Annotated in this window: 26 protein-coding genes; 5 read left to right on the top strand and 21 right to left on the bottom strand. The window is 44.3% G+C overall.

Annotation, left to right across the window (positions count from 1 at the left end):
* Nucleotides 1-28: 28 nt before the first annotated feature.
* On the top strand, nt 29-1,339 hold the full coding sequence (locus BVG16_RS01730) for an esterase-like activity of phytase family protein (protein WP_078496809.1): 1,311 nt from the start codon (nt 29-31) through the stop codon (nt 1,337-1,339).
* 38 nt (nt 1,340-1,377) lie between these two features.
* Here BVG16_RS01730 and BVG16_RS01725 read toward each other — a convergent pair whose 3' ends face one another.
* The 8 genes from BVG16_RS01725 to BVG16_RS01690 all read right to left on the bottom strand — a co-directional run bounded on the left by BVG16_RS01725 (nt 1,378) and on the right by BVG16_RS01690 (nt 8,174).
* Nucleotides 1,378-2,025, bottom strand: a complete 648-nt coding sequence (locus BVG16_RS01725; protein ID WP_078496808.1) for a helix-turn-helix transcriptional regulator — start codon at nt 2,023-2,025, stop codon at nt 1,378-1,380.
* A 160-nt stretch (nt 2,026-2,185) separates the two neighbouring features.
* Nucleotides 2,186-2,611 (bottom strand): DUF86 domain-containing protein, encoded by a 426-nt coding sequence (locus BVG16_RS01720; protein WP_078496807.1) that lies wholly within the window; start codon nt 2,609-2,611, stop codon nt 2,186-2,188.
* A 165-nt stretch (nt 2,612-2,776) separates the two neighbouring features.
* Nucleotides 2,777-3,064: a Dabb family protein gene (locus BVG16_RS01715; protein WP_078496806.1), complete on the bottom strand. Its 288-nt coding sequence runs from the start codon at nt 3,062-3,064 to the stop codon at nt 2,777-2,779.
* Between the two features lie 128 nt (nt 3,065-3,192).
* Complete coding sequence (locus BVG16_RS01710) at nt 3,193-3,561, bottom strand: phage holin family protein (RefSeq protein ID WP_198957415.1); 369 nt, start codon at nt 3,559-3,561, stop codon at nt 3,193-3,195.
* Nucleotides 3,562-3,762: 201 nt separating this feature from the next.
* Nucleotides 3,763-4,593 carry an endonuclease/exonuclease/phosphatase family protein gene (locus BVG16_RS01705; protein ID WP_233146876.1) on the bottom strand — a complete coding sequence of 277 codons (831 nt, stop codon included), beginning with the start codon at nt 4,591-4,593 and terminating at the stop codon, nt 3,763-3,765.
* Nucleotides 4,594-4,762: 169 nt separating this feature from the next.
* Nucleotides 4,763-6,070, bottom strand: a complete 1,308-nt coding sequence (locus BVG16_RS01700) for a 6-phospho-beta-glucosidase (protein WP_078496803.1) — start codon at nt 6,068-6,070, stop codon at nt 4,763-4,765.
* Between the two features lie 46 nt (nt 6,071-6,116).
* Nucleotides 6,117-7,088 (bottom strand): N-acetylglucosamine kinase, encoded by a 972-nt coding sequence (locus BVG16_RS01695; RefSeq protein WP_078496802.1) that lies wholly within the window; start codon nt 7,086-7,088, stop codon nt 6,117-6,119.
* Nucleotides 7,089-7,310: 222 nt separating this feature from the next.
* Nucleotides 7,311-8,174, bottom strand: a complete 864-nt coding sequence (locus BVG16_RS01690; protein ID WP_233146861.1) for an AraC family transcriptional regulator — start codon at nt 8,172-8,174, stop codon at nt 7,311-7,313.
* Between the two features lie 203 nt (nt 8,175-8,377).
* Here BVG16_RS01690 and BVG16_RS01685 point away from each other — a divergent pair, with 203 nt between their 5' ends.
* Both BVG16_RS01685 and BVG16_RS33955 read left to right on the top strand, forming a co-directional pair.
* Nucleotides 8,378-8,986 (top strand): acetate uptake transporter, encoded by a 609-nt coding sequence (locus tag BVG16_RS01685; RefSeq protein WP_078496801.1) that lies wholly within the window; start codon nt 8,378-8,380, stop codon nt 8,984-8,986.
* 272 nt (nt 8,987-9,258) lie between these two features.
* Nucleotides 9,259-9,474: a S41 family peptidase gene (locus BVG16_RS33955; protein WP_408635287.1), complete on the top strand. Its 216-nt coding sequence runs from the start codon at nt 9,259-9,261 to the stop codon at nt 9,472-9,474.
* Between the two features lie 80 nt (nt 9,475-9,554).
* Here the strand turns inward: BVG16_RS33955 and BVG16_RS01675 are convergent, their stop codons facing one another.
* Together BVG16_RS01675 and BVG16_RS01670 are read right to left on the bottom strand one after the other, a co-directional pair.
* The gene (locus BVG16_RS01675; protein ID WP_078496799.1) at nt 9,555-9,947 is read right to left on the bottom strand and encodes a MarR family transcriptional regulator; all 393 of its coding nucleotides are present in this window, start codon (nt 9,945-9,947) and stop codon (nt 9,555-9,557) included.
* 25 nt (nt 9,948-9,972) lie between these two features.
* On the bottom strand, nt 9,973-10,449 hold the full coding sequence (locus tag BVG16_RS01670) for a helix-turn-helix domain-containing protein (protein ID WP_144027260.1): 477 nt from the start codon (nt 10,447-10,449) through the stop codon (nt 9,973-9,975).
* A 215-nt stretch (nt 10,450-10,664) separates the two neighbouring features.
* Between BVG16_RS01670 and BVG16_RS01665 the strand changes: the two genes are divergently transcribed.
* A complete protein-coding gene (locus BVG16_RS01665) occupies nt 10,665-10,946 on the top strand; it encodes a hypothetical protein (protein WP_078496797.1) in 282 nt (93 codons plus the stop codon).
* Here BVG16_RS01665 and BVG16_RS01660 read toward each other — a convergent pair.
* From BVG16_RS01660 to BVG16_RS01635, 8 genes are all read right to left on the bottom strand, one after another.
* Entirely contained in the window at nt 10,936-12,351 is a 1,416-nt protein-coding gene (locus BVG16_RS01660) for an ATP-binding protein (protein WP_233146860.1), read from the bottom strand. The two genes, BVG16_RS01665 and BVG16_RS01660, sit on opposite strands and share 11 nt — an antisense overlap.
* Nucleotides 12,352-12,448: 97 nt before the next feature.
* Nucleotides 12,449-12,784, bottom strand: a complete 336-nt coding sequence (locus BVG16_RS01655; RefSeq protein WP_233146859.1) for a hypothetical protein — start codon at nt 12,782-12,784, stop codon at nt 12,449-12,451.
* Between the two features lie 18 nt (nt 12,785-12,802).
* The gene (locus tag BVG16_RS32685; RefSeq protein WP_158081597.1) at nt 12,803-12,952 is read right to left on the bottom strand and encodes a hypothetical protein; all 150 of its coding nucleotides are present in this window, start codon (nt 12,950-12,952) and stop codon (nt 12,803-12,805) included.
* Nucleotides 12,953-13,280: 328 nt separating this feature from the next.
* A complete protein-coding gene (locus tag BVG16_RS32680) occupies nt 13,281-13,424 on the bottom strand; it encodes a hypothetical protein (RefSeq protein ID WP_233146858.1) in 144 nt (47 codons plus the stop codon).
* 192 nt (nt 13,425-13,616) lie between these two features.
* Nucleotides 13,617-14,969 (bottom strand): hypothetical protein, encoded by a 1,353-nt coding sequence (locus BVG16_RS01650; protein WP_078496795.1) that lies wholly within the window; start codon nt 14,967-14,969, stop codon nt 13,617-13,619.
* 738 nt (nt 14,970-15,707) lie between these two features.
* Nucleotides 15,708-16,964, bottom strand: coding sequence for an L-lactate MFS transporter (locus tag BVG16_RS01645; protein ID WP_078496794.1), 1,257 nt, complete (start codon nt 16,962-16,964; stop codon nt 15,708-15,710).
* Nucleotides 16,965-17,126: 162 nt separating this feature from the next.
* The gene (locus tag BVG16_RS01640; RefSeq protein ID WP_078496793.1) at nt 17,127-17,873 is read right to left on the bottom strand and encodes a LytR/AlgR family response regulator transcription factor; all 747 of its coding nucleotides are present in this window, start codon (nt 17,871-17,873) and stop codon (nt 17,127-17,129) included.
* On the bottom strand, nt 17,870-19,531 hold the full coding sequence (locus BVG16_RS01635; RefSeq protein ID WP_198957399.1) for a sensor histidine kinase: 1,662 nt from the start codon (nt 19,529-19,531) through the stop codon (nt 17,870-17,872). Before BVG16_RS01635 ends, BVG16_RS01640 begins: the two co-directional genes overlap by 4 nt.
* 201 nt (nt 19,532-19,732) lie before the next feature.
* On the opposite strand from BVG16_RS01635, the gene BVG16_RS01630 reads away from it, so the two are divergent.
* A complete protein-coding gene (locus BVG16_RS01630; protein WP_078496792.1) occupies nt 19,733-20,509 on the top strand; it encodes a Cof-type HAD-IIB family hydrolase in 777 nt (258 codons plus the stop codon).
* 273 nt (nt 20,510-20,782) lie between these two features.
* Here BVG16_RS01630 and ssuE read toward each other — a convergent pair whose 3' ends face one another.
* The 3 genes from ssuE to BVG16_RS01610 all read right to left on the bottom strand — a co-directional run bounded on the left by ssuE (nt 20,783) and on the right by BVG16_RS01610 (nt 23,428).
* Entirely contained in the window at nt 20,783-21,340 is a 558-nt protein-coding gene (gene ssuE / locus BVG16_RS01620) for an NADPH-dependent FMN reductase (protein ID WP_078496790.1), read from the bottom strand.
* A 251-nt stretch (nt 21,341-21,591) separates the two neighbouring features.
* Complete coding sequence (locus tag BVG16_RS01615) at nt 21,592-22,323, bottom strand: YheC/YheD family protein (RefSeq protein ID WP_078496789.1); 732 nt, start codon at nt 22,321-22,323, stop codon at nt 21,592-21,594.
* Nucleotides 22,324-22,339: 16 nt separating this feature from the next.
* On the bottom strand, nt 22,340-23,428 hold the full coding sequence (locus BVG16_RS01610) for a glycosyltransferase family 4 protein (protein WP_078497250.1): 1,089 nt from the start codon (nt 23,426-23,428) through the stop codon (nt 22,340-22,342).
* Between the last annotated feature and the right edge of the window lie 74 nt (nt 23,429-23,502).

Below are 23,502 nucleotides of genomic sequence, written 5' to 3'. Positions count from 1 at the left end.
ACGGTTCTCGAAAGGAGCAATAACATTCATGAACGCGAAGAATTTCCTCTTATCTATGTTAGCTGTAGCATCTATTGGAACGGGGACGGTGATGATAGCAAGTCCACAAGCCCACGCTGAAAGCACCTCCGTTACGTCTCAACCCAAGCTCACCGGGAAGTATGTACTTCAAGCCCCTGATTTAGCCAAAGGCGTCAAGATGGGATTTGGATCCTCACTTGTGCATCTGCCTGGCGATCCTGACAATGTATTCTACACAAGCGGTGACCGTGGACCGAACGGCGAGGTTGAAATCGACGGCGAAACAAGACGTACGTTCCCGTTACCGAAATATACGCCTTCCATCTATAAAATCAAAATAGAAAAAGGTAAAATTTCAGTGCTATCGTCGATCCCTTTACAAGTCAAAGGCAAAGATCCTGTCACAGGAACCTCCAAAATCACGGGTCTACCGAATGTCATCAAACATGATGAAGTCCCTTATGATGCGACAGCGACTAAAGTTATTTCCTATGATCCCTATGGCTTGGATCTTGAAGGACTAGCCTACAATCCGAAGGATGGAACGTTCTGGCTATCTGAAGAATACGGTCCAAGTATTGTACAAGTGAAGAAGGATGGGACCATCCTCCAACGTCTAGTTCCGCAGGGGATGAGCGCAATGTTAAATTCCCCGGCGGTTCCACTGAAAGAAGTGCTTCCGGCCTCTTATTTGAACCGTCGCCAGAATCGCGGCATGGAAGCGATTAGTATCACACCGGATGGAAAATGGATGTTCGCGGCGATGCAAAGCCCGCTTCGTAATCCCGATAAATCCGTCGACAATTCTAGAAATTTGCGCATCTTGAAAATCGATATGGCGACGTTAAAACCCGTTGCTGAATTTGTATATGTTACGGAGAATGCCTCGCAATTCAAAGATTTGAAGCAATCCGATATTGTGATCTCAGATCTGTTCGCCATCAATGACCACATGTTATTGATCGATGAGCGGGATAAAAACGCAGGGACTAAAGCTCAAATTAAACAAATTTACGCGACGGATCTTTCCGCGGCTACCAATATTTTAGGAAGTTATGATACGCCGGATAAATTCGAGAAAACGCTGGAACAAATGGATATGACCGAGTTCGCGCAACAAGGCATCTCTATACCGACGAAACGTTCTGTATTGGATGCGGTGAGTTTCAAATACCCTTACGAGAAAATCGAGGGAATTACATTGCTCCATGGCCGAACGCTCGTCATGATTAACGATAATGACTTTGGGGTAGGAAGCACTTCGGCGGAGAATGGCACGCAGCTCTGGACCTTCGATCTTCCTACTACCTTAAAATAAGCACAAAAAAGGGGGCCGTACAGGCCCCCTCCTAAATATTATGATTTAATGCGATATGTGCAACGTTGCCCGCCCTTGGCCAGACATTCTGTTCGTTCAACATCCGTGCCTAGCAATTCTTGGAATAACGCCAGCTCACAATGACATGCTTGTTGATAGGCATGAGCAACTTCCGTAATAGGACAATTGTGTTCATGCATCACATAATGACCTGAAGCATCTTCCTCGACTTTTGCCATATAACCATTCGAATTCTGAATCTCTGCGAGCTCTGCAACACGTTCAGCCAAGTTCTTCCCTTTCATCCGGGGAGCGTATTTCATCAGCATTTTCTGCTTACGCCCTTCGAATAACGTATCCACGGTGGATAGGGTGCCTGTTGCTGCTTGCGCATCGATTTCATCCAGTTCATGAAGTAAATCCAGCATCAGGTTCTGATAATTCTTCGGAAAATGATTGTCAGCTTGTTCCGTAAGTTCATAGATTAAACTTGGGCGACCTACAGCTTGTCGGACTAGCGTACTTCGAATCAATCCGTCCCGTTCTAATGTATTTAAATGCCGCCTAACGGCCATTTCCGTAATCTGCAACGATTTGGCCATCTCACTCACAAGTAAAGCGCCTCTCGTCTTGAGTAAGGTAAGAACAACGCGTCTCGTCGATGTATCTTGTTCTGCTCTTAACATTTCGTACCACCTCGAGCGTATTCAATCAAGCTTGACTACGTACAATCTGCAATGAATCAGCTTGGTATCGACATTGTATCGCATTTCTGAACATAAGTAAATTAGTAAACATGTATGTTTCAAAAATAGCCCCGAGATGGTGCAGCCCTCGATTGAAGGATTATGCACCTAATTCTTGTACTAAATATTGTCGAACCGATACGTCAAATTGCTCGAGAACGTCCGGTAGAATGGCCAACATCGGATGAAGCTCACGGCTTGTCCATTGAAAATATTCTTGAACAAGCGGTCTGCGTAGGCGAACGAGATCTAGCAATACAGGAGTAAGCTCCTTTGGAAATACCTGTTCTTGCGCATTGATCTCAATAATATCCTCATAGCTGCTGGCATCCCTCATGATAAATCCATCAATCAAATAACTTCCAACGTCTGTCACCGTCTCTATAGCCAAATGCAATGCGCGTTCTTGGGCGAGCCCCTGAACCATCTTATGATCCCAGCTGGCTTGAATTTCACGCATCACCTGAGCGATCGACGGAATACACTGCAGCCGCAGTTCAAGTTGTTCACGATTCACATAGTACACCGCAAGTGCCTCCTATCCTCGTATCCGTTATTGAGATTGCTTTTTGCGTTTCGCTTTCCATTTGAGCCAGAAAAACAGCACAACGAATGCGCCTAGGATTTCTAGCACAACGGCGAAGGCTTCCATTACATCTTTTAAATCGCTCATGCCATGTCCCCTACTTTCTTATACTTCGTAATCAAGGCTCACCGAGCTATCGCGAACTTGCGACATATGTTCGATGACTTTTTGATGTACAGGATGGACTTGGTATTCGTTAAGTGCATCTAGAGATTCAAAGGTTGTAACTAATGCAATATCGTAAGAACGATCTGAGTGAATGACATCCACGCCGACTTCAATGCTTTTCAATACCGAGATTTGACCTTCCATGGCTTTTAACACATCTGCTGTACGCGCAACGCTTTCCGCTGAACGGTCTTTTAATTTAAAGAGTACAATATGACGAATCATGAAATTACGCTCCTTTAACCCATGTTAAGTTTTGGAATCCACCTTATTATACTATATTCTTTTTCCGTAAACACGAAAAAAAACGACCTTCCCCCATGAAGCAAGACCGCCGTTGGCATAAATGAGATTCATTTTTCTTTTTGCTTGAGAATCTGTATGATATCCTTAATTTTCTGTGGCAGCGGAAGTCCGATACGGCCATAATTTTCAGTGATGGATATGAGTTCATTCGCTAAATAAAAGTATACAGCTCCGGCCATGATCATATTGGTCTGAAACAAAAGATCCATCTGATGACCCAGCATAATAATCAACAGCATAAACGCCTTTCGAGCGATCCCCCAAAAGCCGATATGACTGTTCAAGCCTTGTCCTTCTTTCAGCGAAGCAGCAATACCCGTAATATAATCAACCGTTATGGCGAACAGGAAAAAAGTAAGCGATTGGCTCCACTCCCCAAATGCAAAAGTTATGATTGCACCAATAACACCACTCATCGTATTGAAAAAGGTTTGGTTCACGAGTATTGATCTCCTTTGCGGTGGTTTATATCATACAATATGTACAAGGTATGCGGTTGGAAACGACGAATCTACGCGATGATATGTACAAATAGCGCAAAAAGAACCCCGCAGGTTCGGAGTTCTTAAGCGTTACGATATATGCCTATCTTATGAATTGAATCGATCATTACTCTTTCATTTCTCTGAACCGTTTCCTCGCCATTCCAGCACCGCCAGTACCGGTCTATGATCCGAAGCTACATCTTCCTTCAATATACGAGTCGAAGCAAGGTGCCATGATTCTCTGGCGCCATACATGACATAATCGATCTTCCCGTCCTCTTCATTCGTCCAATCCGTAATCTCTGCCGTCGCATCGACCCACTTCGATCGTAACGTCTTGATCGTATTCGAATTAGGCGTTGCATTCAGATCTCCCGCCAAAATGTAAGGGTCGCTCGTTCCGTATAGCTCCATAATGACGTCCACTTGGGCAGCCTGGATACTTTTCGGATCCACCTCCAAATGGGTACCCGTAAAGGTTATCGGCGGTATATCCCGTGCTGGCGCAATTTGTGATGTTAATAACACTCTCTGCTCTCCGCCCCGTGCCATCGGCAATAATGTGGTTTTCGATGAAAGGATTGGATAACGAGACAGCGTAGCCACTCCGTACTCCCCACCAGCCAAAGAAATCGCTTTGCCAAAAGCCACATGCATGCCCATCAATTCCGCAAGTTCAGCGGCTTGATCCACGTTACCGCTTCGAGGCACGTAGCGATCTACCTCTTGTAAGGCAATAATATCCGGTTTTAGTCTCTTCATGACGGAGGCAATACGCGACAAATCCACTTTGCCATCCATTCCTTCGCCATGATGAATATTGTAAGTAAGTACACGTATCGTAGCATGAGAACGCTCCTGTTGAATGATCGGTCCCACGTTGATTTCCCCTTTCTTCGCGACAACGACCTGCGTTGGTATAAATAACATAAACATGATTAGCATGCAACGATATGAAATCATTCGACGCAATGACAAAGCCTCCCATATGCTCAACATAATCTGTGATCCAAACGATGGATTCCTGTTATTTAGTATACCTTATCTCTCGACGACCACACCATTCCTATGCACCATATATTACAAAAAAAGAACCCCGGTTCAACGGAGTTCTTCATGGCAAGCCATTCGATTATTTAAAGAAATTCGGCAAGTATTTGCGATTCGCTTCTAACATCTCATTTAACATGTCTTTGGCTACCGTTACCGAAGGTACAAGCGGATGATGCGCCAGTGCTTGCAATGCAATCCCGCGATCGCCCGTGATCGCTGCTTCAATCGTAAGTTCTTCATACGTTTTCACAGCTTTCAGTAAGCCTTTCACATGACTTGGCACACGCTGCGGAGGAAGCGGAATCGGACCGTGGGACGTAATTACACAGTTGACCTCAATACTTGCATCCGCTGGTAAGAAATCATAGATATTGCCGTTCGAGACGTTTACGGTCTGAATGTCTTGCTTGTTATTGTGCAAGGAATACATTAAGTTTACAGCCGCTTCAGAGTAAAAAGCACCGCCGCGCTGCTCCAATTGCTTCGGCTTTTCTTGCAAGTTCTCATCTTTATAGAGCTCGAACAATTCAGCTTCCACCCGGCTCACGACTTCTGCACGTGTTCCGTTTTTCTCATACGAAGCTTTGATATCTTCGAACATTTCTGTCATCATGTAGAAATATTTCAAGTAATACGTGGGTACTGCACCTAGGGAGCTTAAGAAATCATAATCCCAGCCCATCGCTGTGACGTTCGAAGCGGTATATTCTTTTCCGCCGTCAATGAGTTCATTCAACTTGTCTTCCCCATTCACATAAGCCGCGGTAACCCAGTGCAAGTGGTTGATCCCGACGAACTCTGGCAATGCTTCGCTCTGACTCACGCCGTATTGCTTCGCCAAGAACTTCTGAAAGTTAATGGGAGAATTACATAACCCGATGGATTTCACTGTCGTATGCTTCGCTACAGCTTCCGTCACAATCCCCGCTGGGTTCGTGAAATTAAGCATCCAGGCGTTCGGTGCCAATTCTTCGATATCACGACAAATGTCAAGAATGACAGGTACTGTACGAAGAGCTTTCAACATGCCCCCTGGGCCTGTTGTTTCTTGACCAATCACACCATATTTAATCGGGATATGCTCATCACGTTTACGGGCTTCCAGCAGACCCACACGAATTTGAGTCGTAACGAAGTCGGCATCCTTGATCGCTTCACGACGGTTCAACGTTAAATGAACTTCCGTAGGAATACCGGCCTTCTTGACCATCCGTTTCGCCAATTCACCGACGATTTCCAATTTATGTTTACCTTCTTCAATATCGACGAGCCATAATTCACGGATCGGCATTTCATTGTACTTCTGAATAAAACCTTCCACAATCTCCGGCGTATAGGAAGAACCTCCGCCAATGACAGCTACTTTCAATCCTTGTTGATTACTCATGAACATTTCCTCCTCATCTCAAGTGTGTAGCAATAACGAATACTATTTATAGGAATTTAATTTCATGTAGATTGTTATAGGTTACGTCATCAATAAGATGGTCAGCGAAGTCCATCGCACTCATAACAGCACCGACGACCGGATCCATCTCCACACGTACAAAGCTAGCATAAGGCGCTACCTTGCGAACTTCACGCTCAATCGCCTCAATCATATGCAAGCTTTTACTCTTTGAGAACACACTGCCGCCAAGCACGACATCAAACGTATCCTGCTCCATATGCAAGCGACGAATTAACGCATTCGCAGCGTTTCCGAATTCTGTACCTTCTTGCTCGAGAATTTGAACCGCAACGGCATCTCCTTCTGTCGCAGCTTCAAAGATCAATTTCCCCAGATCCTTAGGCAGCTGGTAACGCCCGTATAATACGTCCTCGTATAACGGTTCAACGGCTTCGTATCCTGTCATATCCAATACCATCTTTGTTAACAAAGTACTCGGTCCACGACCATCGAAAGCACGGACAACGGATCGGAAAGCATGGGTGTTCAGGTCCGTACCGGAACCGTGAGCATCGCCGAACAAGTAGCCGAAACCACCGTAATCCTGTTCTTCATTCTTGGAATTTCGTGCTGCACTGTTCCAGCCGGTACCGCTGATGATGACGACGCCAGAGGATTGCTTCGTACCCGCACGCATGGCGATCATCGTATCACACACAATCTTAAAGCGCTTAAACTTTAGGGCAGAAATCATCGGATTCAAGATCTCATAGTCTGGTTGACGATCAGCTCCTGCCAGTCCGAAGCATGCGAATTCTATCTCATCTTTGGTTAGCGATGCATCTGCTAACGCTTGTTCACAGGCTGTTCGAATGTTACGCTCTGCCGCTTCTTTACCGCATTGATGATTACCGTTGCCGAGTACAATTCCTTGTCCAAGCACCTTCCCGGTCTCATCGACGATGAGGGCGTGGACTTTGGTGCCTCCTGCATCTACGCCAAGAAATCTTTTCATCGAAACCCTCCTTAGCTCATGACTTCGTGTACTATCTTATTTTGCTATCCAACGGGAACAAGGTGTAACTTACTGCTTATACTGTAAATCTACATGATTTCGGGGGTCACAGCTACTACTAACCTATTATGAACTGATATAATCTTACTGTTTTATGTAGGGTTGTATATGAAAAGAGATTCTATCTTAAGAGGTAGGTTCAATCCTGGTGATCCCACAGAGCTACTTCCGCAGCTCCGAGGGAGATTTGCCAATATACAGGCGGAATAATCGATTGAAATTCGATAAATTACGAAACCCGCAAATGGTACTAACTTCTATAATTTTCATTTCTGTGGTCTCTAGAAGATGAACGGCATGCGACAATCGGAGTTGAATCAGATAATCCATCGGTGATGTTCCCACGATCTGACTGAACAAATAACTGAACCGAGATGGGCTTAAATGAGCTAAATTCGCCAAGTTCTGCAATGTCCAAGCCTCTGTCACATGCTCCTCCATATGCTGAACCACTTCACGTATGGTCTCGATTCCTTGTAATTTCGCCTGATGTCTCGGAGCCCCTGGAAGCTTGAAATATCGGTTAATATAAGCTAGAAACCGGATGAGCTGCGCTCGGATGACCGAGACATAGGAATCAGATGCTTGATCGAACTCCCGCTTCATGTCGTTCAGAATGTTCTGTAATGTTGTGATTGCTTCATGGTTGGCATCTAACAAATTCGAGAATCGCTCCCCCACCTTACGGAAAGGAGCTAGCAATTCTGCGTCATACCGCTGCTCTACAGCTAGCCAGCCTGGATCGAACATGATAACCATCATGATCAAATCTTCCGTTTCAAACGCACGATGCAGCTCATTCGAGTTGATTAGAATAATGTCACCTTGCCGAAAAGGGTACTTGTTCCCGTTAATTATATAATATCCAGTACCTTTTACGATCAGGTTAATTTCCATCTCGACATGAAGATGCAGCCGCTGAAAGGAGGGTGACACGCCAGAGGTTTCGGTGATCCGGATCGGAAAAGAAGGTGGAAGATGTATCGTGTCGCTCTTGATCGACTGATGATGTTTTAGCATAGCCATCCCGCTTTCTTCACACAAATTCTTCGTTAGATTCTTATCCAGTATATCATAATTCCGAGCAGGCCATTTCCATATTCTACAATCTGATTTTGTGACAAAAATACTATACAGCGTGATAGATTTATGTAAAATAGATAAGTATGCCTTTTTCCATAGATCTGATAGGGCATGACAATATTTCAAAAGGAGCAACTTGATTTCTCATGCAAACACAACAAGTCAAAATGACTACAGCTGATCCTAGCGGTCTTGGATTATTCGGACTCGCCATGGTCACGCTCGTCGCCTCTTCACAAAAGCTCGGATGGACAGACGGGTTATCCCTGATCATTCCTTGGGCTATTTTCCTGGGAGCATTTGCTCAACTCTTCGCTTGCATTCATGATGCGAAAAAGAATAACACCTTTGGGGCAACAGCGTTTGGCGGTTTCGCCTTCTTCTGGTTCTCCGTCGCGCTTGCATGGCTGTTCAAAATGGGGGCCTTTGGCGAGATCATCGCATCGCAAGCGGACGGCAAACAGCTTGGGTTTGCATTTCTTGGATACCTTATTTTCTCTTTATATATGACCATCGGTGCGATGGAAACGCATAAAGTCTTATTCATCATCTTCGTCTGTATTGATTTTCTTTTCTTAGGGCTCACATTTGATGCGTTCGACATTGCAGCGCATGTTATGCATAAAGTAGCAGCAATCGCTGAATTCATGATTGCCATTTTCTCCTTCTATGGATCAGCTGCTTCCGTATTGAATGTTCACTTCGGGCGTACATTCCTGCCTGTTGGGAAGCCATTTCAAATTTTCAAAAAATAATAACAATGCACCAACCCAAACCCTCTACGGAAAGTCCGCAGGGGGTTTTTGCTCATCAAGCGCCTCTTCTCGCTGCTTAACGTGCAATTTCTCTGTTTTTTGAACAAGAGCAAGGGGCTGTCCAAATTGCCGGCTTGGTGGCTCAAAACCTGCTTAGAGCTTCAGATCCGCGCCTCATGTATTCGATCTCCAGAAGCTTTTACCGAAATTAAGAAATTTAGTAAAGTTGCAAAGAAGATTGAGCCCAAAGACTCCATTTATTACCAAGGTAAATTTATTTATTACTGGATAAGAATGTCTATTCCTCTAATGAGATGTGGGCAAATTTTGCAAAACAGACAGGTTGGGCCACCTTGGTAGGTGAAAAGACAGGCGGTAATGGGATTGGCTGGGAAGGGGCGTTAGCTGCACTACCAAACAGTGGTTTTTTAGTCCGCATACAGCTAATGATGGGTCTTACAGAGGATGGTTTCTGCGACGATGAATAAAAAACAGGGGCCTTCCCACCGCCATTTTATGGTTTTGGAGATAGCCCCTCGCTTGTTGCACACATAGATGAACTAGTTGATTATAAGAGTAAGTAAATAAAATAGCCATATACAGCTTCCAGCTCTTTCAACGTAAACCCAAGTTGTTCTGCTTGCTGCTCGAATGACGAATCCGGCAGTTGCTGAATGACTTTTAGCAGCTGTGACATATGCCCAATGGGCGAATTCGTCAAATCCGCATGGATAACGTGAAATCCGCTAGGATCCGCCACTTCGATCAAACCAAGGTCGATACATTTCTGCATCTGTGAGGAAATATCCGCATGGGATAACCGCAGCACTTTGCTTAGTTCCGTAACCGTGACGTGACTAATTCCCGCTTCATTTCTTTTCTCTAGTAAAATATAGATTAACGTTCGATACTGTTGGAGCAAATCGTTCCAATTCATCACCGATGCTTGTCCATCCCACATCAATTCTCATCTCGGTTTCTATAGTTTAATTTTCATTCCCATGGTCGGCATACTCTTTGAAAAAATAATTCGCAGGCTTTTCAAAGAATTGGGCCACCTTTTGTGCATTCGCTCGATTCGGCGTACTTCCTTCAAATATCCAGCGTTCGACGGTACGTGCCTGAAACCCAAGGGCGTCGGCTAATTCCGGAATTGAAATTTTGGCCTGATCTAACGACTCATATAGACGCTTATTCATGACACGCCAAGTTTTTAATTTTCGGAGGGGATACTTGCTGTAACAATCGGGACAACTCACATTCCCGTTTAAAGGTTTGCCGCATTTTGTACACTCACCGCGCTCTTCCCGCTGTTGCTCAATCGTCCATCGATTCATCATTCTTCGTTCTTCGCATCGCACACACAAATACTTTTCACTCTGATGGTTGCCGCATTGGGCGCATAGCCCTTGCTCTCTTCTCCATTGCCTAAGCCGTCTCATCGACATTGCTTCATTTGCCATGCTTATCATTCCTTACTCTGCATAAACTTGTTGAAAAAAAATAGAAATGACAACCTAAAACAGCCATTTTTTTCACCTATTTCAGTATCTTATAATTAAGTGCAACATACAACTTGAAATTATCGGTTATTCTCACAGGATGGGGATCAAGTTTTATGAAAAGCAGGTATAGCATAGGTGTCAAACGGTGATGGTAAGAGCAGGAGGTGTTCATCATGAAGCAATGGATCATTTGTTCTTTCATCGTTCTGCCATTTGTCATGTTTCTAGCGGCCAATTATGTCAAACCTTTAAGAAAAGTATTCCATGCACTTGCTTTCTTAAGTTTCTATAGTGTGGGTGTGGTCCTTGCGGTTGCAGTATACAACACGAACTCACACGGAACAACATTCACGACGAATGTGCATGATATATTATTAAATCCGTGGCTGTTGTTTCCCGGCGCGTATCTGGGACTCTATATTCCCTATCGGATGTTGCTCGGGTTCAAGAAGTAATCAGCAATGGAAGACTTACCGTAAAGGTCGTACCCTGAAAAGGCTCACTTTGAACTGTAATGCTGCCCCCGTGATTTTCAATAATATTATAACAAATCATCAAACCCAGGCCTGTGCCCGATTCTTTGGTCGTATAGAAAGGCTGTCCGATGGAATTCAACCTATCTTTCGAAATCCCGATTCCTTCATCTTTGACGGAAATATGGATTTGTTGGTGGTGGATGTGTGCCGTGATCGCAATCGTACCGCCATGCTGCATCGCATCCATCGCATTCTTGAACAGATTGATGAACACTTGCTTCAATTGATTGATTTCACCATAAATCCAGATCAAATCCGGCATCGACTGCACATCCATTTGGATATTCTTTAATGTTGCTTGAACATTCATTAGTGAAATCACGTGTTCTAAGATGGTTCGAATGTCGACATTCTGACTATTCCTCATATTCGGACGCGCAAGGATTAATAGTTCATTCACGATAAATTCGATACGCTTCAATTCGGATTCCATAATATCGTAATATTCCTGCTTTTCCGATTTGCCCGATTGAATCAGCTTCATAAATCCATTAATCGAGGTTAACGGGTTGCGAATCTCATGTGCAATGCCTGCCGCCAGTTGGCCCACAACCGCGAGTTTCTCCGAATGTATCAGCCGATCTTCTTCACGCTTACGCAGTGAAACATCTTCGAATACCCCAAGGACGACGCGCTCTCCTCTGAAAATAAACGGAATCGAAAACCCCTCAACATCCTTCAATTGCCCTGTTAAGCTATGAATACGGTAACGCGTGGTTCCGATCTTCTGATTCTGACGATATCTCCGCCCTCTGGCTTCCAACTCACCATGATTCGATACATGTACGATATCTGACGTAGATCGTCCAATAGCTTCCTCTAACGTTGGAATTTCGACCAGCCGAAGTGCTGCGGTATTCGCATATTGACATATGCCACTACGCGTGACTAAGACGGCGAGCTGTAAGTCTTCCATGAAATCGATAAAATAGCCTTCATTTTCTTGATGTCTAAGCTGCGACTTCTGAAGTTGCTCCGTCAATTGGTGATGCGGCGTGAGATCATGAAATTGCACGAGCACGACGGAAGGGTCTCCATGATCATTTCGCAACACACGAATATGTATCGACACCCATACGGGTGCGCCTGACTTATGAACGATTTGTCGCTCTATCCGAGCTTCCCATTCACCACGGTTGATCATCTCTTGGACTGAAATCTCAGGTATCGCCATCATCAATAACTCGTCGTCCATCCGATAACCGAATAGTTCACATAATGCTTGATTAATCTTCAAATACTGACCTTCCAGCGATACATACGCCATACCTAGAATCGCATGTTCAAAGGTAAAGTCCACGGATTGATTGGCTTGGAGAAACACATAAATCCCCTCTCATGAATCTAGATTGATGAGATTGTACGAAATTGGCTACACCCATAGTACCATTCGTTCCCAAATTCCTTCAACCATATTTCCATCACAAATCCCCAATTCCTTCAAGATTTTCTAGAACATGCATCTGAGCCATGGCTTGCTTCGTTTCCTCCGTACCTAGCTCGTAGATGAGTTGATAAATTTGTTGCAAGTAATGGTCATACAGATCATTCTCGGGATCAATGTGATACGGGATGCCCGGAATATGCGCACGATAATACGTGCGATCATCCGCGTTCATTTTCATCTCTAACAAATGCTGTAAATCATCCGCTTCCCGTTGGTCTGCCATAATTTCAAATTCATACGCTGCTGCACCTTGATCTTTCAGTATTGAACCGGATTGAACGGATACGTAATACGTGCTTTTAGCCATCATCCCATCCTCCACATCATATTAGGACTTCATTCCGTAATAAATACAGGCCGCAAGAAATACTGCAATTAACACGAGATACGGAATGATAATTCGATTACGAAATATCGGGTTTTTCTTCACGCTAGTGTAATACGACTTGCTCATCATGTCTTTCTCTTCGTCTTTCATCACATAGCCTCCTCAATCATCTAACCCTCCAGCATCGTGGGTTTTCGAATTAAGGTTATTGTGCCCAGAACAGGATGTTCCTATAAAGCGTTAGATTTCGCTCGATTTAATGAGAAAAACCTAGCCGATGGCCAGGTCCTTGCTAAACCCATACGTTTCCCGCATGGGGGAGGGATGGATATGGGGTTCCAACCGCTGTTAAAATCGTGTTGTTTGAATTTATTTATGCGGTAATAACACGATTTCAAAGGCGGACGCTTTCGCTTTTCCATCCCATACCCATTCCCTCTTCTGTTCTACTTTTTACTGCCTTCTACTTCTTTTTTTCTTAACCGATCGCTGATGCGGTATGCATATCCATGTACACCCTTGTAATATTTTCCGGATACATCTCTACTCCACAGGCCTCACAGGCAAACTGCGGCGTAACTTCCATGTCTCCATCGTCCATCATATCAAAGCTTCGAACCACGTTAAGCATGCTCATCATAGAAAATTCGTTTCACCACGTTTGTCTCCATAAGCTTACTTTACCAAAAACAAAACCGGCGAAGAAACCCTGCTCCTACTCCAGAAATTTATAAATTTTATAATGTTAAAAAAGAGATCCATTTCATAAAAAGCAACAGCCCCTCCAATAATTTGGAAGGGCTGCGAGTTCATTTTATTTCAATGTTAGTCCTAGTGCATCAGAACCGGTAAGAATCACTTCCGCATTCGAGATCGGCGGCAAGGATCTTGTCATAAGCAGGGAATGGTACGCAACCACTTTGGTTCCTGCTGCAAGCTGTTCTTTCTCCCCCAATTGCGATACAATCTTGGTCTGATCCGTAATATTCAGAATGATATCATTTTCTACGGCATTATCTGAAGCTACGTCAACATAAATCATGGACTTCTTGTCGTTATCCATTTTCTTAATCGTACCTTCGACCTTCACTAAGGTATCTTTCACGACGATTTTCGTGGCATTCGTCATTGGAGGGATGCTAAATGTCATCATAGGACCATAAGATGCTTCAACAAGCACATTCTCCTTCAATGCATCTTTGCTTAGCTTAACCCCATTAAGATCTTCAATTCGAGTATCGTCCGTGATATTCAAGATCACTTGCTGTTGACCATAGGTGCCCAATCCTTTACCCGCAACTGTCAACTGAGAGCCATTCGTTCTTGTAATGACGCCTTCCGTTCCCAGTACCTCTTTCACTGGTTCCTTCGTATCCACAATGATATAGCTCGCATTTGATTGGGCTGGCAAGCTCATGGCTACTTGCGGTCCGTAGAACGCTTTGACCTCCATGCCTACTTGAACATCCGATAGGCTGATTTTTTTACCTTCATGATTCACGATTTGTGTTTTGCCCGTAAGATTTAACACCATTGTTTCTTGTGCGGATGTATAGATATTTTTGCCTGTAACCAACAGTTTGCCATTCTTAACTTCGGTTACTTTTCCTTGGATCGCTGTGAATTGTTGTTCTTGATCTTGAACGATGATTTTGGATGCGGTGCCCCGTGCAGGCATGCTCTTCGTCAACTTTGCACTATAGACAGCCTTCACGACTTGATGGCTATTGACAACATCGTTTAAATTCACTTTTTTCCCCTTCGAATTTACGATCTTCGTGTCCTTTGTAATCGACAGAATAATCTCATCCTGTCCTTGTGCCGTAACACCTCGACCTGTGACGGTGATGAATTTACCTGATTTATCATTCGTAAAGTTCGTGATTTGACCCAACGTAGCTAGCATAGATTGTTCTTCTTTTTTGTTATCGTCACATTTATTATTGTCGTGCTTATCATTGTTTCCTTGTTTATCATTGTTGTCGTGCTTATCATTTTTGTTGTCGTGCTTATCATTTTTGTTGTCGTGCTTATCATTTTTATGATCTTTAGCTTCCCAGGATTTATTCACGGATGTGAGGGATGCTTGGTGGGCACTTGCTGCCATAGGCATGGCCGCCATCGCCAGAATAGTTGCTGTTGCGAGTACTTTGTAGAATTTGCTCATGTCATTTTCCTCCTGTGTATGTAAGATCATCTACTTCGAAGATAGACGAATTGGAGCCATCTTGTTCCAATTTATCGAACTTCATAACCCTAAACGCAGAGGTTGCGACAAAGGTTGCAAGAACTTGTTGTTTTTTTGTCAAAATCACAAAAAAACCTATCCGATCTATAGGGACTGAAAAATTTGTGTTATGAGAAAAAACTCTGTCGAGGTTCGTTCACAGATGAGCGACCGCGTTTAGAGGTAGTTTTTTATCGCCAAATAGAATTTTTAGTTTCGATACATCGATACTCTTATAAATTCTATTGTGGGAACAATAACGATGATGCAGTTAAAGATGAAGATTGCTATGTTGGATAAATCCAATAACTTTAACGGATTTGCCTATATTTAAGCGTCTATAGTGTATATTTCCAACATACAAGGATGAAAAACGCCAGTAACAGTCAATTCATGGCTCCTATCCTACATAAATCCAATATAGATGAGTAGCAAAGCTCATTCGGACGTCCTATCCTGCATATATCCAATATAGCCCATAATGGAGTGCCTCCAATTCGTATGCTCGACACCGATTTATGACCTTGATGTAGGAATCTAAATAAGAATAGATACAGAGAGAGACGACTATTCGTTCAAAATCGAACAAATAGTCGCCTCTTAAATTAGAACTATCATAGAAATTAAAAACATAAATTTTTCAGTGCCCCTATCAGTCGATAGGAGGTCCCATTGCCATTACCCCACATTGTAATGCGGTTTTAGCACAACTTCTTCTTGGTTCTTGTTCGACTTATTACGTTGGCCAGGTACTGAGATAAAGATCGCGATCAAGAAAGAGATCACACACAAGACCGCGATGACTGTAAAGGTAATGTGGAAACCACCGAACAAAGCACTAAGGAACGAACCGGCCAAGGCACCTAAGCCGAATCCTTGATATATGATTCCGTAGTTCTTGCTTTGATTCTTCAAGCCGAAATAGTCGGCTACAATCGCTGGGAAGACCGTGATGTTACCGCCAAAACAGAATGCGATCACCGCAACACATGTGAAGAAGATGCCCAGGTTCAACGGTACGAAGCTTAAAGTCATGACTGACACTGCCGTTGCGAAAAGCGCGCCAGCTACAACTTTCATTCGTCCTACTTTATCGGACAATGCACCGAGAATGATCCGGCCGGCCGTATTGAAAATCGCCACCATAGCTACAGCATTCGCTGCTGTGCTGATATCAAGACCAGCAAGCTGTACACCGATGTCTTTAACGATACCGATCAGATACAACCCGCTCATACAAGCTGTGAACAGAATAATGAAGAGCATATACGCTTCTTTTGTACGCAGCATTTCTTTGACCGTATAGTTCCGTTGACTGTGCGATTTGGTATTTGCGTTCGCAGGTGTTTCTGCAACTACAGCCTCTTTGATTAAGAATGAGCCGGCAATCACCATCACCATCACGATCAATCCCCAGACCAGAAAAGCTTGGGAGACCCCCATGGTATTAATGAAATTCGCATTGATATATTTAAAAACCAAGCTGCCTGTCCCAAAAGCTCCCACCGAGATCCCCGAGATTAGCCCTTTGCGTTCAGGAAACCATTTAATTAAATTCGATAGCGATGTGATATATGCTGTACCATCCGCAAAACCAACAACCACACCAGCAAGTAAATATAACATCCACAACGATGAAGCCTGCGAGCTAGCGATTAGTCCTGCACCGAGAACAGCACCTGCGATCATCGTCAAACGGCGAATTCCGATACGATCCTGAATTTTACCGGCGAACAGTGTCGCAAAAGCCAGTGCAAAACTGGTGATGGAGAACGTAATCGATACGGAGCTAAGCTCCCATCCAAATTTGTCAGCTAACGGCTGATTAAACAAACTCCACGTATAAATCGTGCCTAATCCCATTTGTACAATAATTGTTCCAAGTACGATCATCCACCGATTTACATGCGGCCCAGTTGCTTGATGTGTTCTCATGATAAATCCCCTCTTTCATTCTGCTAGGATCAAGTTGTATGCGTTATCTGTAGGGAAGTGAAAGCCTCTTACGTCTTGCTTCCACACTCTTATCTTACAAGATAAAACGCTTTCTTGAGCCAAAAGCGACATGAAATGACGGGATTACGGAATGAACTGCATTTATATATGCATCAACTGCCTAAATTCTTTGACTTTACTTCGACTGACAGGCACTTCGGCATCCATATCACGTAGACGCAGCAGGTAGGTATTGTTGAACCACGGAACGATTTCATGGATTTGGGACAAATTGACGGTATAGGAACGATGACAACGATAGAATTGATCTTGAGGCAGCATGGCATGAAAGTCCGAAATACTCATCGGCATCATATAGGTACCGCTCTTCGTGAATACGTTCGTCACCTTCTCTTGTGCTTCCGCATAGTAGATGTCATCGCTATCCGTCACGATATACTTGTCATTTTTCAGCAGATTAATGCGTTTTCCCTCAGATCTTTGCCTGCTGTCCACAGGAGTTGGACCTCCTACTTGCTGCTGATCCCGTTCAAAGGCGGTCTCTAGCTTCCGTAACATCGTTGCAATCCGGTTCTCGTCATAGGGCTTCAAGATATAATCGAATGCTTCCAGTTCAAAAGCTTGGGCAGCATGTTCCTTATACGCCGTTGTAAAAATAACATACGGTTTTCGCGCGAACTTACTGATATTTGCAGCTAGCAGCATCCCGTCCAGGGATGGAATATTGATATCCAGAAAGATCGCATCGACTTCCTTGTCTTGCAGAAATCTAAGCACATCAAGGCCATCCTCGAATTGTTCCACGATTTCAATACGGCTATGTTCTGTAATTAGATACTCCAGCTCTTCACGGGCTAATACTTCATCTTCAACAATTATCGCTCTCATCGTATCTCCTTCTGTATGTCAAAAAAGATATTAGTTCCTTGATCTAGTCGCTCCATCGTAACACCATGCCCGAAAATGAGCTTCACGCGTTTATGCACATTAAAAAGACCAATATGATTCGGTGGAACACGCTCCTCCAACACCTGTTCAATCATATCTTCACGGATACCCACGCCTGTATCCTGCACGCCAATCCGAATGTGATCCTCTGAATCTTTGACATAGATGGTGACCGTTCCGGGTCCTTTCTCCTTCAATATCCCGTGGACAATCGCATTCTCCACTAACGGCTGAATGATGAGACTGGGAATCTTCACGGTGACTTCATCTACATCATAAACAACGTTTAATCGATTTCCAAAGCGTGCTTTCTCAATTTCCACGTAATTCCGAACCTGCTCGAGCTCCTTATGGATATCAATCAATTCGTCCGTAAGCTCCAAATTATAACGTAAATATCCCGATAAATTGACGATCAGCTCCCTCGCTTGATCCGGTCTTGTCCGAATTGAGGAGCCAATCGCGTTCAACGCATTGAACAAAAAGTGAGGCTGAATCGTTCTCTGCAGGGCTTTGAGCTCGGCTTTATTCGCCATCTCCTTAATCTCTTCTACACGGGAAACTTCCATTAATGTCGAGATGATCTGGGATAAACCGACGGCCATAGTCTGAAGCGGATAGGTAATTTTATGCGCTTTCCGATAATAAATCTTCAAGGTCCCGGTGACTTCTTCGCGCTCTTTCAGCGGAATAATTAATAAGGATTGAATGCCGGGCAGCGCATCGTCCAACGCATGGTTGCTGATCATGAACTCCCCGCTTCGTATCGTCTCTTTGGTCATATCACTTATGATCTCATGCCGGAATTGATAGCGGTCTTCCCCAAAACCGACGTAAGCGAGCACATTCGACGCATCCGTAATCGCCACCGCATCGGCTTGAATATCCTCTTTAATAATGGAACAGATCTTGTGTAATGATTCGGTATTGATGGAGCGAAAATAGGGTAATGTCTTATTCGCAATGTCCAAAGCTAACTTCGCTTGCTGAGCAGCGATTCCTTCCCGCTCACTTTCCACATTCTGAATTAACAAAATGATCAATCCCACATTTAATTGCCCTAGAATCATCGGTGTGGCAATTTTGGATACAATATCGATTCCCAGTGTTGCAGGCTGCGCCATGAATATAATCAACAGCATCGTTAATGCCTCGCAGGCCATTCCGGCAAGAATCCCGACAAACCAACGTTTCGCTTTTGGCGTTCGAAGATGAATATAGCCGGATACCAGCCCTGCAATAATGCTCGTGATGAGACATGGAATCGAGGTTACCCCGCCGATATCGATCAAAAAACGATGGATTCCGGACACCACCCCGACGACAAGACCGACCCAGGGTCCGAATAAGATACCTCCCGCCATAATCACGATGATCCGTACGTTGACGAGCGAGCCTTCCACATCGATGCCTGCGTAGGTACCGAATAGCGCAAAGGTACAGAACAGGATCGTAACGACGGCGAACTCCTTCGGTGTCTGCGATTCTTTTTGCAGAATCTGCTTAAAGCTTGAAATACGAGTTAAGAAAAATAAAATAATTAGCAATAATGCTGCCCGCTCAAAGAGCTGGAGCAGCATCGTGAAATTTTCGTTCATGGGAACTCCCTCCCGTTATCACAAGATGTCGTTTATCTATTTTACCAAAGTTTGCTCTATTTTCATGTTCCAAATCCATACAAATGTTCCACATACACTTCGTATGGAAATCTATGAAACTTGCAAGAAAAGTCGAACGGGTGGTATATTACATCCATATATATAGAATAGAGATAAACACATGGATGGGAGATCCGACACATGACGTATAAAATAGCATTTTTTGATATTGATGGGACGTTAGTGAATGAAGAGAAACAAATTCCGCAAGATACAATAGAAGCGATCGCTGAATTGAAAAGCCGCGGTATCGAAGCCGTTATCGCAACAGGTCGCGCACCCTATTTCTTCAAACCGCTGGCAGAGCAGCTCGGGATTGATTCCTATGTCAGCTTAAACGGCGGGTATGTGGTCTATCAAGGCAAACCGATATATAAGCGTCCGATTCCGCGCGAACAAGTCGAAGGTCTCGTACAACACGCAGCTCAATATAACCATACGCTCGTATTTGAAGGCGATACATCGTTCTTCACGAATAACGTGGACGATACGTTTATGTTAGATGCCGTTAACTCGTTGAAAGTCGATTTACCCGGCTTGGACCCCGAATTCTGGCGTAATGAAGATATCTATCAAGTATTCCTGCATAATGAAGCAGATCATGAGCATTTCTATCTGGACGCAGTTCCTGGACTTCGCTATATTCGCTGGCATCAGACAGCGATGGATGTGCTGCCAAGCGATGCTTCCAAAGCGGAAGGCATTAACGCGATGCTTCAACTCTTAAATATTAAGCCAGAGGAAGCTATAGCTTTCGGGGATGGCTTGAACGACAAGGAAATGCTTGAGGTTGTCGGATTAGGGATCGCGATGGGCAACTCCCACGAGGACTTGAAGCCCTATGCGAACTACATTACGACGCATGTTGATGAAGGCGGGATTGTGAATGGACTGAAATATGCTCAGCTGATCGGGTAAGGAGAATAAAGGCGCATCGGTGGATGCGTCTTTTTCTATGCGGCTGAATAAGCTCTTGTCTCGCTTCCCGGAAAAAGTTGTCCTCCTTTTACTCAAACATCTTGTTTTTTCCCCCTCTTATTTGATCCAAAACATAGATGTCGGGGGAAAAAGCCAAAACTCGTCGTCAGACAATCTTTTACCACTCCGCTTTCCAAGAAAGCTTATTCAACACAAAAAAGACGCATCCAAGGAGGCGCCTCTTTATGGAAATGTAATGGTATGTAATAATAATTAGACCAGTTCTTTCGGCAGAGTCTTTCTCCACGCCAATACGGTTTCGAATTCCTTCAACGTTCGAGCCAGTCGCTCTTCTAACTCCTCAGACATCGAATACCCGCCTTCTTCTAAACGCTGAATCCACGCATCCACGGCATACACGCCGCTCAAAATATGCTTCCCACTTAATGCAGACACGATCGGCTTCAACGCATAATCTATCGATAATAAATGCGCCATGGATCCGCCCACGAACAATGGCAGTACCAGCTTCCCTTCGAGTCCCTTCTGGGGTAACAAGTCCAGGAATACTTTCAATACGCCGGTATAAGCTGCTTTGTAAACTGGGCTTGCCAAGATAACTCCCTCTGCTTCATCCACAAGCTTGATCGCCGCTTGAATTTCTTCACTATTCCAATTGGCTTTGATTAAATCCTCCGCAGGCAGCGAGGCTACCGTGATGGTATTTACTTCGAAGCCCTGCTGCTGCAAATACGACTGACTCCGCTCCATTAATGCATTCAGACGAGAAGTCGGTGTCGGACTTCCCGAGATAATAACGACTTTTGCCATGAGAATAACGCTCCTTTACGAGATCAAGATCTGAACCAACGAAATAATCGCTTACGTCTTAGCTTAACACAGGATTCCTTTTATGTGCGAATCATTTCCAGTTCAATCCGTCCCATACACAGCCATTTTCACAGTAATAACAGACAATAAAAAACAGCCCTCCATGTAACAGGAAACAGGCTGTTTCGTGACTGCTTGAACTGGCGAGATATTCGATCCGTAGATTGGTTCTATGCGGCCGGGGGTGAACATTACTTCTTACATAACCTCGAATATCGGCGGATTTTTCTGAAAATCGATGGATCCGGCAGTTTGCGGAAAATGAAAGGATCTGGACTCGTGTTCACTTCGAGAATCCACGGTGTCAGGCTTTCATCCATAGCCACATCCAAACCTAACGCGCATACGCCGGGGAATTTTTTACCCATCGCCTCGCCAACCTTAACCCCAAGCTTATCTAAGGATTGGAGCTGCGTTTTTAAATTTTTTGTATGTTGGCCAAGCAGCTTCTCCGCTACGACGAGCGTTCCACCGCTATGATAATTGGTCACGATTTTACGCGGAGCCGCTACACGCCCGATAATCCCCGTCGTTTCCCATGATTTCTTCGGTGAGCGCTGGACCATAACCCGAAGATCAAAGGATCTGCCATGATGTTTGAGTAGATGAATACCCTGTTGCACCAAGTACCGCTTTCCTTTGGTATGTCTTAGAATCGACTTATACATGGGTGAATAGGATGCGAAATCACGGATTTTTACACCCAGCTGATAACGGTAGCCGTTTTTCGTTTTTTTGACACGCATGACACCATTGCCAAACGTTCCGGAATCAGGCTTAATATAGACCATTTCATATTCTTTCAGGTGATTCTGTAAGCTGGTTTTCGTCATCCGGACGGTATCTGGAATGACCTGCTTCAAGCTTTCATATTCCTCGAGCGCTTTTGTTTTCTTCCATTTGCTCACCACATATCGACCCACCGCTCATCCCTCCACGTTAAATAGCTGACTGATAGATCTGCATGAGATTCTTCGCTGTTTTTTTCCAACTGAAATGGGTTTCTACATCTTTTCTGGCCTGCTTTCCGAGTCGTCTCACCACTTCAGGATGTTTTGCAAGATACACAATATGTTTGGCGAACGCCTCCGGATGACGATAAGACTTGACGAGGAGACCATTGGATTCATGCTTCACAATCTCAGGGATGCCTCCATTATGGGATGCGATGACAGGCAATCCTGAGGCCATGGCTTCAACATTCACGAGACCAAAGGCTTCCAGCTTTTGCGAGGGACACACGAAGCAATTTCCAGACCGATAGAATGCAGGCATTCGGCTTCGAGAGACATTGCCTATGAATGTGACAGGTAGACGCAATGAGGATGCCAATTTCTTCAGATGTTTTTTATACGCAGCATGATGTGTTCCTCCCGCTACTGTGAGATGAACAGCCGGTGCAGTTTTACGGGCGATATGGATCGCTTTCATGAGGACGGGAATCCCTTTTCTCGGGATCAATCTTCCGGCGAATAGAACCCGGAATCGACCCTGAGAGATTTGCTTACCGGGATGAAATTGCGTCAAATCAACCCCAAGATGCACGTATTTTATCTTTTTCTTATGTTGAGGGAACATGTGCTGCAAAGTTCTCTTTAGGGAGCCGCTATTACCAATGATCAGATCCGCTTCACGTAAATCGATTGCAGCTTGTCGTCTCGTTGTCATTGGAGATGTCACGAACGTGACGGAGTGCAGAAATACAGAAATCGGTGTTGTGGGAAATGCTCGACGTACGACTCGAACAAAACTCGGTCGATTATCGATCTGAATAAGATCGAAATGCCCTCCTTTAACTTTTTTCATCACATGGGACAAGTACGTTTTTTTCGAACCCCCTCGTACCCGCAGGATGGTGACATGACCCATCTTCGTCTTCTTTGGGAGCCCTTTCCGCTGCAAGCTGACGATCGTCACTTGATGCCGATTCGATATTTGCTTCGATATTTGAAAAATACAATTCTCAACAGACCCGCCGACAGGAGGGGGAACTGGATTTTGTTCTGGAGCAATAATCAACAATTTCACTTCAATCATCCACCTATGCCCTAAAATGACACGACACTATACACTATTCACCCCGCTTTCGGATGTTGATAGGC

Source organism: Paenibacillus selenitireducens (assembly GCF_002021565.1).
GTDB lineage: Bacteria > Bacillota > Bacilli > Paenibacillales > Paenibacillaceae > Paenibacillus_K > Paenibacillus_K selenitireducens.
The sequence above is the reverse complement of the archived record's forward strand: the minus strand, read 5'-3'. Positions and strand labels throughout refer to the sequence as shown.

Coding starts and splice junctions, on each gene's coding strand:
- BVG16_RS01670 (WP_144027260.1), bottom strand. CDS start 10,449: ATGGCAAATGAAGCAATGTCGATGAGACGGCTTAGGCAATGGAGAAGA.
- BVG16_RS01685 (WP_078496801.1), top strand. CDS start 8,378: ATGCAAACACAACAAGTCAAAATGACTACAGCTGATCCTAGCGGTCTT.
- BVG16_RS01655 (WP_233146859.1), bottom strand. CDS start 12,784: ATGATGGCTAAAAGCACGTATTACGTATCCGTTCAATCCGGTTCAATA.
- ssuE (WP_078496790.1), bottom strand. CDS start 21,340: ATGGCAAAAGTCGTTATTATCTCGGGAAGTCCGACACCGACTTCTCGT.
- BVG16_RS01715 (WP_078496806.1), bottom strand. CDS start 3,064: ATGATTCGTCATATTGTACTCTTTAAATTAAAAGACCGTTCAGCGGAA.
- BVG16_RS01640 (WP_078496793.1), bottom strand. CDS start 17,873: ATGAGAGCGATAATTGTTGAAGATGAAGTATTAGCCCGTGAAGAGCTG.
- BVG16_RS01705 (WP_233146876.1), bottom strand. CDS start 4,593: ATGATTTCATATCGTTGCATGCTAATCATGTTTATGTTATTTATACCA.
- BVG16_RS01650 (WP_078496795.1), bottom strand. CDS start 14,969: ATGAGCAAATTCTACAAAGTACTCGCAACAGCAACTATTCTGGCGATG.
- BVG16_RS01635 (WP_198957399.1), bottom strand. CDS start 19,531: ATGAACGAAAATTTCACGATGCTGCTCCAGCTCTTTGAGCGGGCAGCA.
- BVG16_RS01630 (WP_078496792.1), top strand. CDS start 19,733: ATGACGTATAAAATAGCATTTTTTGATATTGATGGGACGTTAGTGAAT.
- BVG16_RS01725 (WP_078496808.1), bottom strand. CDS start 2,025: ATGTTAAGAGCAGAACAAGATACATCGACGAGACGCGTTGTTCTTACC.
- BVG16_RS01700 (WP_078496803.1), bottom strand. CDS start 6,070: ATGAGTAATCAACAAGGATTGAAAGTAGCTGTCATTGGCGGAGGTTCT.
- BVG16_RS01675 (WP_078496799.1), bottom strand. CDS start 9,947: ATGTGGGATGGACAAGCATCGGTGATGAATTGGAACGATTTGCTCCAA.
- BVG16_RS01695 (WP_078496802.1), bottom strand. CDS start 7,088: ATGAAAAGATTTCTTGGCGTAGATGCAGGAGGCACCAAAGTCCACGCC.
- BVG16_RS32685 (WP_158081597.1), bottom strand. CDS start 12,952: ATGAAAGACGAAGAGAAAGACATGATGAGCAAGTCGTATTACACTAGC.
- BVG16_RS01730 (WP_078496809.1), top strand. CDS start 29: ATGAACGCGAAGAATTTCCTCTTATCTATGTTAGCTGTAGCATCTATT.
- BVG16_RS01710 (WP_198957415.1), bottom strand. CDS start 3,561: ATGAGTGGTGTTATTGGTGCAATCATAACTTTTGCATTTGGGGAGTGG.
- BVG16_RS01665 (WP_078496797.1), top strand. CDS start 10,665: ATGAAGCAATGGATCATTTGTTCTTTCATCGTTCTGCCATTTGTCATG.
- BVG16_RS01690 (WP_233146861.1), bottom strand. CDS start 8,174: ATGGCTATGCTAAAACATCATCAGTCGATCAAGAGCGACACGATACAT.
- BVG16_RS01645 (WP_078496794.1), bottom strand. CDS start 16,964: ATGAGAACACATCAAGCAACTGGGCCGCATGTAAATCGGTGGATGATC.